Source organism: Pseudoxanthomonas sp. LARHCG66, from assembly GCF_052871755.1.
Genome location: NZ_JBIXJW010000004.1, coordinates 453,288 through 466,776 on the forward strand (window position 1 = coordinate 453,288; position 13,489 = coordinate 466,776).

At 62.9% G+C, this 13,489-nt stretch carries 13 protein-coding genes and 1 pseudogene; 11 read left to right on the plus strand and 3 right to left on the minus strand.

Annotated elements, in window-relative coordinates:
* Window positions 1-53 precede the first annotated feature (53 nt).
* Window positions 54-2,801: a protein kinase domain-containing protein gene (locus ACIPRS_RS14835; RefSeq protein WP_446539075.1), complete on the minus strand. Its 2,748-nt coding sequence runs from the start codon at window positions 2,799-2,801 to the stop codon at window positions 54-56.
* A 247-nt stretch (window positions 2,802-3,048) separates the two neighbouring features.
* Between ACIPRS_RS14835 and ACIPRS_RS14840 the strand changes: the two genes are divergently transcribed.
* The 4 genes from ACIPRS_RS14840 to ACIPRS_RS14855 all read left to right on the plus strand — a co-directional run bounded on the left by ACIPRS_RS14840 (window position 3,049) and on the right by ACIPRS_RS14855 (window position 5,544).
* Entirely contained in the window at window positions 3,049-3,996 is a 948-nt protein-coding gene (locus ACIPRS_RS14840) for a hypothetical protein (RefSeq protein ID WP_446539076.1), read from the plus strand.
* A complete protein-coding gene (locus ACIPRS_RS14845) occupies window positions 3,971-4,780 on the plus strand; it encodes a hypothetical protein (RefSeq protein ID WP_446539077.1) in 810 nt (269 codons plus the stop codon). Before ACIPRS_RS14840 ends, ACIPRS_RS14845 begins: the two co-directional genes overlap by 26 nt.
* Before the next feature lies 1 nt (window position 4,781).
* Window positions 4,782-5,087, plus strand: a complete 306-nt coding sequence (locus ACIPRS_RS14850) for a hypothetical protein (protein ID WP_446539078.1) — start codon at window positions 4,782-4,784, stop codon at window positions 5,085-5,087.
* Between the two features lie 181 nt (window positions 5,088-5,268).
* Complete coding sequence (locus tag ACIPRS_RS14855) at window positions 5,269-5,544, plus strand: hypothetical protein (protein WP_446539079.1); 276 nt, start codon at window positions 5,269-5,271, stop codon at window positions 5,542-5,544.
* Between the two features lie 437 nt (window positions 5,545-5,981).
* On the opposite strand, the pseudogene ACIPRS_RS14860 reads toward ACIPRS_RS14855, so the two are convergent.
* Window positions 5,982-6,374, minus strand: a pseudogene (locus tag ACIPRS_RS14860) (superoxide dismutase); the annotation flags it as partial.
* 16 nt (window positions 6,375-6,390) lie between these two features.
* On the opposite strand from ACIPRS_RS14860, the gene ACIPRS_RS14865 reads away from it, so the two are divergent.
* The 6 genes from ACIPRS_RS14865 (at window position 6,391) to ACIPRS_RS14890 (ending at window position 10,800) form a co-directional block, all read left to right on the plus strand.
* Window positions 6,391-7,269 carry an efflux transporter outer membrane subunit gene (locus ACIPRS_RS14865; RefSeq protein WP_446539080.1) on the plus strand — a complete coding sequence of 293 codons (879 nt, stop codon included), beginning with the start codon at window positions 6,391-6,393 and terminating at the stop codon, window positions 7,267-7,269.
* A 113-nt stretch (window positions 7,270-7,382) separates the two neighbouring features.
* A complete protein-coding gene (locus ACIPRS_RS14870; protein ID WP_446539081.1) occupies window positions 7,383-7,883 on the plus strand; it encodes a hypothetical protein in 501 nt (166 codons plus the stop codon).
* A gap of 95 nt (window positions 7,884-7,978) precedes the next feature.
* The gene (locus ACIPRS_RS14875; protein WP_446539082.1) at window positions 7,979-8,311 is read left to right on the plus strand and encodes a hypothetical protein; all 333 of its coding nucleotides are present in this window, start codon (window positions 7,979-7,981) and stop codon (window positions 8,309-8,311) included.
* A 29-nt stretch (window positions 8,312-8,340) separates the two neighbouring features.
* Window positions 8,341-9,546: a PfkB family carbohydrate kinase gene (locus ACIPRS_RS14880; RefSeq protein ID WP_446539083.1), complete on the plus strand. Its 1,206-nt coding sequence runs from the start codon at window positions 8,341-8,343 to the stop codon at window positions 9,544-9,546.
* On the plus strand, window positions 9,543-10,148 hold the full coding sequence (locus ACIPRS_RS14885; protein ID WP_446539084.1) for a 7-cyano-7-deazaguanine synthase: 606 nt from the start codon (window positions 9,543-9,545) through the stop codon (window positions 10,146-10,148). The genes ACIPRS_RS14880 and ACIPRS_RS14885 overlap by 4 nt, the downstream gene beginning before the upstream one ends.
* A gap of 160 nt (window positions 10,149-10,308) precedes the next feature.
* The gene (locus ACIPRS_RS14890) at window positions 10,309-10,800 is read left to right on the plus strand and encodes a hypothetical protein (protein ID WP_446539085.1); all 492 of its coding nucleotides are present in this window, start codon (window positions 10,309-10,311) and stop codon (window positions 10,798-10,800) included.
* Here ACIPRS_RS14890 and ACIPRS_RS14895 read toward each other — a convergent pair.
* Window positions 10,741-11,586 carry an 8-oxoguanine DNA glycosylase gene (locus tag ACIPRS_RS14895; RefSeq protein ID WP_446539086.1) on the minus strand — a complete coding sequence of 282 codons (846 nt, stop codon included), beginning with the start codon at window positions 11,584-11,586 and terminating at the stop codon, window positions 10,741-10,743. The two genes, ACIPRS_RS14890 and ACIPRS_RS14895, sit on opposite strands and share 60 nt — an antisense overlap.
* 559 nt (window positions 11,587-12,145) lie before the next feature.
* Between ACIPRS_RS14895 and ACIPRS_RS14900 the strand changes: the two genes are divergently transcribed.
* Window positions 12,146-13,429, plus strand: a complete 1,284-nt coding sequence (locus ACIPRS_RS14900) for a hypothetical protein (protein ID WP_446539087.1) — start codon at window positions 12,146-12,148, stop codon at window positions 13,427-13,429.
* Window positions 13,430-13,489: the final 60 nt, after the last annotated feature.

Consider the following 13,489-nt stretch of genomic DNA (forward strand, 5'->3'; position numbering starts at 1 on the left):
TTAACGGATTGGGCGACATCCAGATGCATTGGCCCAAAAGCAGCGCTGGAGCCTCAATTTCCCGCGCTGGCCGAGCTATGCAAGAGACGCTTCCATTCGAGGATGTTGTCTTCTTCGGACGCGCCGACTTGATCCAGTGCAGCCACCGCAGCAGCGAGCAACGGGCGACCCTCTTGCACGCGACCTGACTGCATGAGGATCTGGCCGCGTAGTGCCTGCAGCCGGTGTTCCCAGCCAGGCGTTGAGTCGCCCGCCGTCAGCGCCGGCACGCTGAGCCCATCGACCATCTCCAGTGCCTCCGTGTACTGGCCCTCGCTGGCCAGATGGCCAGCCAGGGCGTAGCGGAAGCTATGTGCGGCGACGTTATCTTCGCCGAAGTGCCGGCGCAGGCCACTCTCGGCCTGGCGCAGGTAGGCCAGGCCCGCCGGACGATCACCGCAGTCGTACTCCTTGAAGCCGAGGTTGCCTGTTTCGATCAGCGTGGCCTGGCGCTCTTCGCCGTAACGCTTGGCCATGCGTTCGCGCACGGTGCGCGCGATCGGGAGCGCCTTCGGACACTCGTCTGCATAGTCGTGGATGCTGGCCACCAGCGAGAGCTGCACCAGCGTGGTGTAGTCGTCGGGGCCGAGGATACGCTCGGTGGTGGCGGCCGCGGTCTGCGCGATCGGCAGCGCCTCGGCGTAACGGCCCATGTTGCGCAGTGCCCGCGCCAGCATCACGCGGTAACCGGCGACGGTGGATTCGCCGATCCGGTCTGCGTCCAGCAGCGGGTCGGCCAGCAACTGCTGCAGCAGCGGCACCGCTTCTTCGGCCTTGTCGGAGCGCAGCAGGGCATCAGCGATGTTGGAGCGGATTAGCGCGGCCATTGAGGCGTCGTCGGGACGCAACGCACGCTGCAACGTATCCGCACGCCGGTGCGCGGCCAGCGAGGGCTCGATCTGCAGTTGCTGGAAATGAAGTTGGCCGCGTGCGATGGCGGCGTACAGGGCCACGTTGTTCTGGCCGTCCAGCCGGGCGCGGCCGGCGAGGCGGTCGGCCTCCTGCAACTGCCGCTCGGCCTCGGCGAAGGATTCGCGCGTGCCAGCATAGGCCAACGTGCGCACCAGTCCGTAGCGCGTAACCAGCGTCTGCTCATCGTCTACGCCGAAGGCGCGGCCGTAGTCCTGCACCGCCTGCCGCAGATGATCAGCGGCGCGCTCACGGTCGCCAAGCGTGCGCCAGGCATCTCCCAGCGCCGCGTGAATACCGCCGCGCACGGCGGGATCGCGATCGAAGCGTGCAGCCAGCGGCGTGCCGGCCTGTTCGAGCATCTGTCGCACGGTCGGATCGCGCTCGAACCCGGCGCCACCCGGGCTTAGCGCGCCGATCAGGTCGTCGCTGAGGAAGCGCGTCACCGCCTCTGCGCGGGCGGCCTGCATCGCGGCGCTCTGGCGCTGCTGCTCGCTGCGGTACCAGAACAACGAACTCGCCAGTAGTCCCGTGCCGAGCAGTACGAAACTGGCGATGATCCAAGGCCGCCTTGCGTGAGTTCGTTCCAAGGCCCGTTGAACCCGTTGGGCTTCATACGCGGCTGCTTGGTGTTCGTGCGCGCTTGCCCGCCGTTGCGGCAAGGAAGAAAGCCTCTCGATGAGTTCTGCCACGCTGCCGAGTCGCCGTGCCGGGTCACCGTCGGTGGCGCGGCCGATATCATCGACCAGCAGCGGATCGTCGATCTCGCGCTCCCAACCCGGCGCCATGGGACGGCGCAGGTCGCCCACCAGCCACTGGTACAGCAGCACGCCCAGCGCGTAGACATCGCTGCGCACCGTGGCCGGTTGCCCGGCGATCAGCTCCGGCGCCAGGTAGAGCGGAGTGCCCGAGCTGTCGCTGCCGGCGGTGGTCACCGTCATGCCCATCCCGGTGATGCCGAGTTCGGCCAGTCGTTCGGGTTGCAGCAGTCGGCTGTTGCCGAAATCGGTGAGGCAGGGCTGCCATCGCTCGTCCTGGCGAGCGCGCACCAGCACGTTGTCCGGCTTGATGTCCTTGTGCAGTGCGCCCACACCATGCGCGGCATCGACCGCCGCCGCGATCTGCAGGAAGAACGCCAGCTTGCGGTCGCAATCCCATCCGCCGAGCGCATCGTGCTCCATCGCCCAGTCGGGCAACGCCTGGCCGCCGTACTCGCATTCCAGGAAGTAGGGTTCGGTCTCGAAGTTCCAGTCCAGCACGCGCACGAAGTCGTCGCGCTCGCCCAGCGTGTCGCGCAGCACGCGCATCAGCGTGGCTTCGCGCTTGATCGCAACCAGGCGCTCGCCGCCGACGCTGAACTTGAACACGCGCGCGTCGCGGCTGCGCGGTTGCCTCGCCAGCCAGACTTCGCTGCCCAGGGTGCGGCCAAGCGGGCGTTCGAGCAGGAAGTGTTCGCGGCCGGGCACCGGTTGGCCGGCGACGAAGCTCAGCGCGGTACCCAGCCGCTGCCCCTGGGCGACACGCTCGACGGGGCCGTCGAGGCGGTAACCCACGCGCGGCACGGTGGCGATACGGTCTTCGCCGGCGGCATCGAGTGCCTTGCGCAGCTTGCCGATGGCGGTGGCCAGGACATGGTCGACGGTGATGCGGCCGGTCCACACCTGGTCGAACAGTTCCTCCTTGGTCACCACCTCGCCGACATGGCGCAGCAACACCGACAGCACCTGCAGCGGCTTGTGCTCGATGTCGACGGCCAGGCCGGCGACACGCAGCTCGTGGCGGGCTTCGTCGAACTCGACGGTGCCGAAGCGCCAGCGGTAGAGACGGGCGTCGGGAGGCGGGATGGTTGGCATGCGATCGATGATAACGCCGGTTACAGGGGCAATTGCACGGACCAGAACGCCGTCCCGGCGGGCTTGAAGGTTCCTTGAAAACTCCATGAGGACGCCATTGGTGCTGAAAGGCCACGGTGTGCACCTCCAGCCGATCTACCTACGGCAGTAACCCGAGGGCACGCCGAGATTGGAGTACTGGACCGTGCAGTTTTGCCGTCCAGCTCGAGCGAGCCACGGCATCCCTCCCTCTTACAAGGAAACGCCGATGACGAAGACTTTGCCCTGGCTGGCCCTTTCCGTCCTGCTGCTGTCCGCCTGTGGCGGCGACAACGACCTCGCCGAAGGCCAGCAGGAAATGGGGGTACCCGTCGACGAGCTGGAGGAAGCTGCCGCAGCCGCACCCGAGGGTGCCGCGCCGCTGCGTTGCCCGCCCAAGGTGCGCAAGGACCTGGTCGGTCCGGACATCACTGGCTTGCGCCCGGGCATGACAAGGGAGGAGGCGCTGTCCACCGCGCGTTGCACGCTGGGCGAGGACGCGGTGGTGACCGAGGAAAAGCGCTGGCTCGATCGGCTGGATACCTACGGCGTCGAGCTGGGCACGCAGTTCTTCACCGTCGAGAAGGGCAGCTACCGCCCCTGCAACTTTGCCCGTGAATGGCAGGAGTGCCGCGGCAAGTTCAAGTGGGAGCACACCGACGAAATCGTCAGCGTCGCCACGCCGGGCGTGCCGGGCAAGGAGAAGGCGGTGGCGATCTGGCGGACGCAAAAGTTCCGCGACGGCCAGATGCCGTCGGTGGAGGCCACGCTGGAAGCACTGACCAGCAAGTACGGACAGCCGCAGGTACGCGAGGAGTCGAACTCGCCGCGCGGCTATGCGGCCGGCACCCGTGACCTGCAGTGGATCTACGACCGTGCTGGCAATCCGCTGACTGAGGCCAATCCGCTGTTTGGCCGATGCCGCAACGGCGTCTATGCAGCCAGCGACAACACTAGCGCCAGTTGGACCGACGGCTGCGGCCTGAACATCAGCGCACGCGTTGCGCTGAGCGGTAAGAACCCGGGGCTGGTGATGGAGTTCTACACCGCGATGATCCAGCAGAGCGACACTTATGCACTGGTGGAAGGCATGGGTGCCGAGTTGCAGCAGATCGGTCAGGCGCGTCGCGATGCCGAGGTCAAGGAGGCTGGTGATGCCAATGATGTCAGCCTCTGAGGCTCGGAACTTCGCACTTGCCGCAATCGTCCTGGTCCTGTCCGCATGCGGCAGTGACGAAGGCGCACCCGCTGGGAATCAAGCAGCAGAAGCGGCAACGGCGCCCCCTGCATCGTCCAGCGCTTCGCCAAAGCAAGGCGCGGCATCGACATCGTCCTCAACCACGCCCGCAGCTGCGGATGCGCGCTACGGCGAACGCCAGCTGGACCATCCGGATGATCTGCAGATCCTGCTGTTGTCATACCGTCTGGAAGGGCGCGAACCACCCATCGCAACGTGGGCGGGCCAGCAATCGCGGGTGGTCTACGCCGACGAGTTCCAACGCCCGGCGCTGTTGCAGGACGAACAGGGCCGCTTGCAGTCGATCTACGACGGCACGGCCGATGTGGGACGCCTGCGTATGAATGTCACCGCGCGCTTCGGCGAGTACGACGGCGCACGCGGAGGCTACTACCTGGATGCCTTCATGCCTGGCAGCGTCTTTCATTTCAACGCGCAGCCATCACCTTCCGAGCGGCAGCAGCGGGTAAGCCTGCAAATCGACAACCCGGAAGAACTTAACTTCTGGCCGCTCGATGCTGCCGCCGCACAGGACGTGCTGGCGCGCAACGGTGGACGGCGAGACGTCACGCTGGACAGCCGCTTGCGCATTACCGGCATCAATCGCCGCAGCGATGGCCCGGTAATCACGGCTCGTCTGGAAGGATATGCCATCGGTAGCGAGCAATACGGACGACCGGTGTCGTTGGGCGAACGGCAGTTCGCGCCGGTGCGAGGGCCATGAAATGAAGATCGCACGAGTGATTCTGCTGGCGTGCCTGGTATGGGTACTAGCTGCCTGCGGCAGCGGCATGCACGGTACGTATGAGGATGCGATGGGTCTAAGCCAGCTGCGGTTTGAGCGAGATGGCACGGTCGTGCAGTCCGCAACGCTGGGTGGCGTGGAGGTTCGACTGCGCTACGAGGTGGATAAGGACCGCGTACGCCTGTCTCACCCAGACGTGGACGGCGCAGCGCTGGTGCTCACGCGCGTGGACGAGAACACCCTGTCTGGCCCGCTGGGCGTCACCTACAAGCGCCTGGCGGACTGAACCTCGACAGCAGAATCGGAACCTCGCCAAGCGCAATTCTCCCGCCTGTCTCGATTGCTCTGCCGTATCTGAAGCAGAAGCGGCAAGACCAATATGAGCAGGCTGAGGGGTGAACGACGCACCGAGCAACAAACCAGTTCTCCCAAACAACCGAGTTCAACCAAACAAACAGGGGTTCATCATGGGTGCGTGGATTTTTCTGACCTTTTGCATCGTGCTTATCGCCATTGGATTCCGCCTCGTCGTTCAGGCATCCAAGGCAAAGCGCGACCTAATGAAGTATGAGTTCGACAACAGGACCGATGGCGGGGTGGTGAGGTTTGCTGACCATGAAGCCAGCCTTGCACACGGAAGACGGCACTTTTTCATGGGGTGGCTGCTCAAAGTGGGCGCCTTCATGGTTGGCATTGGCGCCGTCCTGATCCCGTTCGCGCTGATAGGGATCTTCTCCAACTGACGAATTCCCGCTTTTGACCTACAGATCGCGATGCACTGAGGCCAACTCACAGTGTCAGGCGAAGGAAAGTCGAAAGCGCTTCGTGAAAAAAAAGATCGTCGGAAGGAGGGAAAGTATCGACCTCCTTCCGACATCGGCTGTCATCACGACAGTCGGACCATCGCAAACGTACGATGTGGACTGATCTCGTCGGAGAGTCGCGAGTGTCCTTCTTCTTGTACGGCGGTAGCTCGTCGAACCGCGGGGGACTGGCTCGACGTCACTTCCTGCAGGGATGACAGGAAGCTAAGGGGTTGTGCCGTTGCCGGCAGTTGCTCAGTCGAAGAGCTTGCCAGCTGATCCGTCGGCCTTGCTCGTAGGGCCGTTGGACGGAGTACAACCCACTCACTTGGCAGCGCAGACTTAGCAGCGCCGTCGCTTACGGAACAAGTTGTCAGTCACCCGATCGCTATGAAGTAGCGCTCAGAGACCTCTTTCCAGTTGATGATGTTGAAGAACGCGCCGATGTAGTCCGGCCGACGGTTCTGGTAATTCAAGTAGTAGGCGTGCCCCCAGACATCCAGCCCGAGAATCGGTGTTCCACCGGAGAGCCCCGCGACTTTTCCCATGAGCGGATTGTCCTGGTTCGCACTGCTCTCGATCAGCAGCGAGCCATCCACACCGACGGTGAGCCAGGCCCAGCCGCTTCCGAAACGTGTCTGCGCTGCTTGGGTGAAGGCGTCCTTGAAGGCGTCGTAGCCGCCAAGGTCATCCTCGATTGCTGCATCCAGCGCCGGAGAGCGGGACGTATTCTCCGGGCTCAAAATCGACCAGAAGAGCGAGTGGTTCGATGCACAGCAACGCTATTTGCTGGTCACCGACACGCTTGAGGCGCGCAAGGATTCGTTGGATCTGATTGACAAGCGGCGCTCTTTTGGCGCGGCCAACGAGCTGGAGTACAAGGGGGCATGGGCGCTGGTCCAGCAAGCCAGTGCAGAGCTGGTCAGGACGGAACGGCAGTTTCTCCAAGCCGACAATGCCCTGACGCTGCTCGTGGGAACGAACCAGTTGGAGCCACTGGCGCCAGAAGCGGTCGAGCACGCTGTGATCATCCAGGACATCGCCGCCGGCGCACCGTCGGAGATGCTGGAGAACCGGCCGGATATCAGGTCTGCGGAACTAAAGTTGCGTGCCCGCTACGCCGATATCGGGGCAGCACGGGCTGCATTCTTCCCGCGCGTATCGCTGACCGGCTTCTTGGGGTCTGCTAGCGATGAACTGTCCGGACTCTTCGAGTCCGGGCAGAAGGCATGGTCGTTCGTTCCCCAGATCAACATCCCGATTTTCTCTGGGGGTCGGAATCGAGCCAACCTGGATCTGGCTCACGTACGCAAGGACATGGCGATTGCTGAGTATGAGGGGGTGATTCAGACCGTCTTCCGTGAGGTGTCCGATGCCTTGGCGGCTACGGAAACCCTGCGCAAGGAAGAGCGCACAAGTGCAGAGCTTGCCGCTAACAGTGCCAGTGTCCTGTCGCTTGCCGAGGCGCGCTACACCGCGGGCCTGGATGATCACCTGCGCTATCTGGACGCGCAAAGGAGTGATCTGGAGGCTCAGATTGCGTTGATCGAGGTAAGGACCCAGCGAGAAATGGCGTTGGTTGGCCTATTCCGTGCACTGGGTGGAAGCTGGAGCAAGCCATCGGAGATCTCGGCATCGAGTGCGGAGCACCGACCCCAGCAGTGACGTAGGACAGTATTTCTCGATGCGTGGAGGCATGATGTGCCCCCACGCCTTTAAGCCAATGATGATGTCGGCCAGTCGTATCCTGCGACGTGGCACCAATGAAAGGAACTCATGTGCGCACTTTTCTTCTCTCGATCCTGTTGATCCCTGCCGCGGCCTCTGCGGGACAGGTGGATTCATCGAAATACTCCTCGCTGGCCTTTGAAGTGTTACTCAACGATCAGGTGCTGAAGGGGGCCACGTTAACGGCCTCGGATCAGCCGCAACTCTACCGATCAGGCACCGACAGAGGCACGTTGCGTATGTCGTGTGCCGACCGGCGCCAGACGCTTTCCAGCGTGTCGCTCTTTGAGGGCGCCCTGGTCCAGTTCGCACGACAGGGTGATCAGATCACCATGCAGGTCAGGGAGAGCAAGATCGAAAGTAGAGACGATCAGATCCTTAGGGTTCCGTCCGGCCAGTGCCAGGACCTGGCAGCCACGGAGCGGGTTCTGGTTGATCGAAGCTTCACCATTCCGGCCGATACCGCTGGCAAGTGGGTGTCTGTCGAGATCGGAAATGGATATAGCGTGCGCGCAGTGACGCAGCACATGAAACACGCAAGTTCACCCTGACGCAGGCTGCAGTGTCGGCATGGTGCGTCGCAGCGTGGCGGCCATGTGGTGGTGCGGTCAAATGTCCCCACAGGGGCTAACCAAGGAGGTGTTAGATGTCCGGATCAGGTGGTGGTGGTTATGGCGGTGGTGGCTTCCCGCCCGAGGAAGTGTCTTGCGATCGCTTGGCCTTCGATACCCAGCTCAGCTCGCCCAAGGCAGACGTGGTCGCACGTATCGATGTGGATGATGTCCTGTCCGTCGGATTGGACGTGCAAGGTGCAGCCCAGGTCGTGGTGATCAAGCTGGGCAATGAGATCGCCGGCGGTATCACGTCGCCGAAGATGGCACGCCTGCTGGAGTGCATTCGTCAGGGGACCCGGTACACGGCAACAGTAACTGCCAAGTCCGGCGGCCAGGTGAGCGTACGCATCTCGCCAGTGCGCTGATGCTTTAAGGATACAAAAGGGGAAACAGGATGTTGACGATCGTCGGTGGCATTTACCGCGAGGTATGCCTGCGCCCGCAATGGGACGAGGTGTATGGGTCGGCGGGGCGCGCAGCCTCTGCCGTCGTGAAACTGGGTGGAGAAGTCGAGCTTACGGGCTATCTGGACGCGGGCCTGCTGCCCATCGTGCAGGCACGTGCGGCAGAGGAAGGCTTTGGCTTGAGTGCTACGGAACTGCCACGTTCGGCAGCCTTCTTCTACACCCATGGGTTGTCGGTACCGAACATCCGCTGGCCCGAGAGGCAGCCGGATCTGCATGTGAAGGCAGAGAAGGTGCTCCGCTTCGGCATGCTGGAAGGCACAGCGGTGATTGACGCCGAGTACGCAGTGTTTGATCCGCAGAACGTGATGGGCCCTGAAGCGTTCGCCAAGAACGGATCCAAGGCAAAGCATTTGGCGCTGGTGCTCAATCTTTATGAGGCCGTACAACTGCTGGATGGCGTGAGGCAGGAACCGGCCGAGATCGCCAAGCGCTTGGCCCAGGAACAAGGCGCCGAGGTGGTCGTGCTGAAGATGGGGCCCAAAGGCGCCTTGGTGTACCACCAGGACAAGCATCATCTGGTGCCAGCGTACTCAACCTCGCGCGTGTGGAAGATTGGCAGCGGCGATCAGTTCGCTGCCAACTTCGCCTACGCATGGATGGAGGAAGGCCGTGAGCCGGTGGTGGCGGCTGAGCGCGCATCGCGCGCCACGGCGTTCTACGCCCAGCACCGTCGCTACCCCTCGCCAGAGGAACTGGACGCCTTCGCGCCGGCGCCCCTGCAGGTGTCCGATAAGTACAAGGACGGTTACGTGCCCACGGTCTATCTGGCTGGACCGTTCTTCACCCTGGGCCAGCTCTGGGTGATCGAGCAGGCACGCAACTGCTTGCGAGATATGGGACTGAATGTCTTTTCTCCCTATCACGATGTCGGGCACGGGCCGGCCGATCGGGTGGTCAGGCAGGATGTGGACGGCATCCACAAGAGTGATGTAATCCTGGCCGTTGGCGATGGTCTGGACTCGGGCACGATCTTTGAGGTCGGTTATGCGCGAGCCCGCGGTATACCGGTCGTCTTCTATGCAGAGAACGAGTCGCAAGAGGACCTGAAGATGATGGAAGGCACGGACTGCTTCCTGCGCGATGACTTCGTCAGCGCCATCTATCAGACGGTGTGGGCGGCCGTGAGCGCATGAACAGTGCGCTTCTGCTTTCTGGAGGCATGGATTCCATCGCCTTGGCTTGGTGGAAGCGGCCGGCGCTGGCCTTCACGGTGGACTATGGCCAGTTGGCTGCGCCGGCCGAAGTAGCGGCTGCGGCCGCCGTCTGCCAGCGAATGCAGATCCCTCACCATGTCCTTCGGTTCGACGGGCGTGAGTTCGGCTCAGGCGACATGGCCGGCACGACACCGGATGTCCATGCCCCGGCAAGCGACTGGTGGCCCTATCGCAACCAGTTCCTGTTGACGCTGGTCGGCATGAAGGCCATCACGCTGGGCGTCCAGCGTTTGTGGGTAGGCACCGTGGCCTCTGATGGCAGCCATCGCGATGGCACACCCGAGTTCGTGGCGCAGATCAGCCAGCTCATGCAGGGGCAGGAAGGCGGCATGGTGGTGGAAGCGCCAGCCATCGGCATGAGTACCAGCGAACTGGTGCGTACATCAGGCGTACCAATGGAGGTATTGTCCTGGTCGCACAGCTGCCACAAGGCGCAGGTTGCATGCGGGAATTGCCGCGGGTGTAACAAGTACTTTCAGGTCTGGCACGAGCTCGACACGCATGTGGAATTGGCTGGGTAATCCCGTTCCGCGTCAGCAACCCGGCGCCTACACCCCTTGGCGCTGGCCAGTCGTGCGCTCGATTGCACTACCACCTGCCGCGGATGTTTCGAGTCCATGCGCGAGCGTGCTGTCAGAACGGCGCAGTCGTCGAACATTCGCTGCCCCTGGGCTGGAGGATGTGAGCACGTTGCTTTGGCACACCCTGTACTGCCAGCGCACCGCCGAGTCTCCGCTGGGGTTTTCCCTGCAGCAGCGCTCAACACCTTCAGCAGGTGCCATCCATCCGGTGCATTTGGTCATGCAACTGCCCGGCGACGCCGCGCAATGGGCGCGATATAACCCGAACACACATGCCCTGGATGTGATTGGCCCCTCGGCGGACATCCTAAATGCCTTGCGTGCCGAGGCTGACCAGGTAGTGGATGCCCAGTCCGGTTCGTTGCTGCTCTTCGTGGCAGAGCCCGCCATGACGGCGGCCAAGTATGAGAACGCCGACAGCCTGGTTTGGCGTGATGCGGGCATCATGCAGGGCGCCTTGGCGATCGTGGCCCAAGCACTGGCGCTGAACTACTGCTTGCTCGGGATCACCGGGGATCCCTGGGTGGGTCGACTATCCGAGCAGTGCCAGCTGGTGGGTGTCGGTATCGCGGCGTTGGGAGCGCGCCCGTGACGGAGCGTGCTTTGCCTTGAACTTGCTCTCTGGCAGGGCGTTGAGCGTTGCGCCTACCGTCAGAGGTGAGGCCATCATGTCCAGCCAGATCACAGCATCCAGTTCTGAGGCGCGCACGCCCAAGCCTTGGCTGAACTGCAAGAACTGCGCTTCCAGCGCGAGGTAGTTGCGCTCCACGGTGAGCTCCTGATCCAGGAAGCCCGCCAGTACGCCGGCGCGCAGGATGTGGATATCCAGAATCGCCACATCGTCAGCATCGAGCCAGTTACGCGCCACCCACGATGCGGTCTTGTAGCCGATGCCCGGGATGGCGGTGAGCCAGTCACGCAGGGCGCGGCCGGACTGCTCGGGGGAAGGTTCCTGGGCCAACTTGCGCATGGCCGCAGCAAGATAGCGCGCCTTCTGACTGGCAAAGCGATAGCGCACCAATCGACCTTCGTGATGCATGGGCTCGGAGAGCCACTGGAAGAGTGTCTGCTCCTCGGGTGCCTCGGCCTCGAATGCGCCCTTGGCCTTGAGGTGGTGATAGGCCAGCAAGCCGATGCTGGCAGGGATGCCGTGACCGCCCAGCAGGCAAGCGCCGACTTCCTCGCGCAGCGTCTTCCCTAATTTGTACTGAATGGATCGCGCCTCGATCCGTCGCGCCATGACCTGGTAGGCCCAATACGCAGGCGTGGGGAAGGCCTCGACCGCACCCCACGGCACGCCAGGAACGACCTCCGCCTCAGCGGGAGGTAGCTCCACATTGATCGTCATCGACTCGAGCATCACGCAAGCGCGTTGCATGCGGGGGCCTCCGTATTGGGTCGCCAAACCGGAAACACGCCAGGGCCATCACCGTCACAGCGGTCAGGCGTGGTCATACACCCGGGCAGGTACGCAGGGTGTGTAGATCACGCCCGGGAAGGCGGATTTCCATTCAGACGGATTATACCATAAAGTATGCTGATATGCCTAATAGAAAGCACAATGTGCACCCCGTCATGCGCGCGCTCCCTGCGGCTTTGCGCGCGCGCATGGACAGCCTTGGGCATCATCAAAGCGACGTTTCAGCGCGCACAGGTGTTCCGCAGCCCCAGATCAGCCGGGCTCTGAATGGGGAGCGAAAACGGCTGACGCCCGCCATGCGAGAACTATGCCGATATGCTGATTTAGGAGAAGGCCTGCCCCTATCGGCAGGCGAGACGACCGAAGAGGTCGCTGCGCTGCTGCAGCATCTGATCAGGGACAGCGCGCCGGCGGCGGCGCACATGAAGTCGGTGCTTCGCAGCCTGGCGCCATTGATGGCCGACTATCGCCGGCACGCGACACGATAGCCTAGGCATGCTCAGTCGGCGGACCGCCTATGAAGCCTCTGCACGGACAAATCGTCAGCCTTCTCAAATCAATCCACCTTCGTGCTCCTGAGCCCGGCCGCAGAGCCCAAATGCAGTTTGCTGCCGGGAAGCGGAGCCCTGGCTTCTTGTCTGGCCTCTACCTGAGTTGGTGGAGGGGCGAGGGAGCCAAGTACGCGGTCGATAGCACGACGCTATTGCTCTTGAAGAGTGACAAGGCATTGGCAGGGTGCGACTTCAGCACGGCCAAGGGCGTGGTGTGGGATACCCTGCAGGAGCGCTGCATCGATGCCTCGCTGTTCGACGGCGACGATGTGGTCTTTGCCAGAAAGGCCACACTGTTCGATTGTTTGGTCACTTCGGTGCCCGATGCGGCTCAGCGCCTGTGCGCTGCAATGCAGGACGGGGTGCGGGCATTGCTCGGTCGCCGTTGCCTGGTCCATGTGGTGCCACGTCTCAAGTGTGAGAGCTTCGGGGTGTCCGAGGTGGAGATCCACGTGGTGGCCCGTGATGACGCGGTAGCGTGGTCGCGCGTAAACGCCGATGGCTTCAGCTGCGGCGGATGGACGCCCAACAACCCAATACTTAACGGTCGGCAGGACAATGTATTCGCGCCGCACACAGCCTTTGATACCGTGCTGGTGGCTGCGAACGTGGGCACTCTGAACAGCATCAGGCAGGAAAGCACGTTGCGCCTGCAGACCCTGCTTGCCGTCATCTTCGCTGTCGCATCTGATCGTGCGCCCTACCCATACCTGAAGTCCGGAGGAACTCCATCGACCTTTGGGGTCCTCTTCCCGCACAGCTCGTGTCAGGACAGGTCATGCCTGCAGAGCGGCGTGCCCGTCATACTCCCGTACTACATCAGTGACGTGGCCCTGGACGCTGAAGGCATCGCCACCGTCAAAGCGTGGTACGCCAATCTCTGGGCCCAGCAGCCCGATCGGCGTACCAGGGCAGAGCGCTCTGCGCATTTCTTGAACCTGGGGATGAACTCCAAAGGCACGGAGTCGTTTGTGAACTGCTACATCGCCTTGGATGCCCTGCTTGGACAGCGCGGTTCGGTGGAAGCCTCAATCCTGGCGGGCTTGGCGAAGCTGCAGTTGGATCCGAAGCAGGTCGAAAAGGCAAAGTGGCTGTTCGAGCTCAGAAACGAACTGGTACATGGTGGCAGCCGCTTCGTTGAGGAGTGGCCGCGCTACCCAGCCTACGTGCGCCATTTCGATGGTGACCCGATGATCGATGTGCTCAAGATTGCCCAGACGGCCCTTCTGCGTGCTCCGAGCATGCTCTAGCTTTGCGAGCGTAGGCCTAGCGGTATCGCACGGCTGCACCCACAACGGTAGTCCAAAGCG

What these genes read in the sequence shown, in the direction of transcription:
- ACIPRS_RS14855 (WP_446539079.1), top strand. Translation starts at nt 5,269, where the DNA reads ATGGGTGCGTGGATTTTTCTGACCTTTTGCATCGTGCTTATCGCCATT.
- ACIPRS_RS14895 (WP_446539086.1), bottom strand. Translation starts at nt 11,586, where the DNA reads ATGCAACGCGCTTGCGTGATGCTCGAGTCGATGACGATCAATGTGGAG.
- ACIPRS_RS14835 (WP_446539075.1), bottom strand. Translation starts at nt 2,801, where the DNA reads ATGCCAACCATCCCGCCTCCCGACGCCCGTCTCTACCGCTGGCGCTTC.
- ACIPRS_RS14840 (WP_446539076.1), top strand. Translation starts at nt 3,049, where the DNA reads ATGACGAAGACTTTGCCCTGGCTGGCCCTTTCCGTCCTGCTGCTGTCC.
- ACIPRS_RS14875 (WP_446539082.1), top strand. Translation starts at nt 7,979, where the DNA reads ATGTCCGGATCAGGTGGTGGTGGTTATGGCGGTGGTGGCTTCCCGCCC.
- ACIPRS_RS14900 (WP_446539087.1), top strand. Translation starts at nt 12,146, where the DNA reads ATGAAGCCTCTGCACGGACAAATCGTCAGCCTTCTCAAATCAATCCAC.
- ACIPRS_RS14880 (WP_446539083.1), top strand. Translation starts at nt 8,341, where the DNA reads ATGTTGACGATCGTCGGTGGCATTTACCGCGAGGTATGCCTGCGCCCG.
- ACIPRS_RS14885 (WP_446539084.1), top strand. Translation starts at nt 9,543, where the DNA reads ATGAACAGTGCGCTTCTGCTTTCTGGAGGCATGGATTCCATCGCCTTG.
- ACIPRS_RS14850 (WP_446539078.1), top strand. Translation starts at nt 4,782, where the DNA reads ATGAAGATCGCACGAGTGATTCTGCTGGCGTGCCTGGTATGGGTACTA.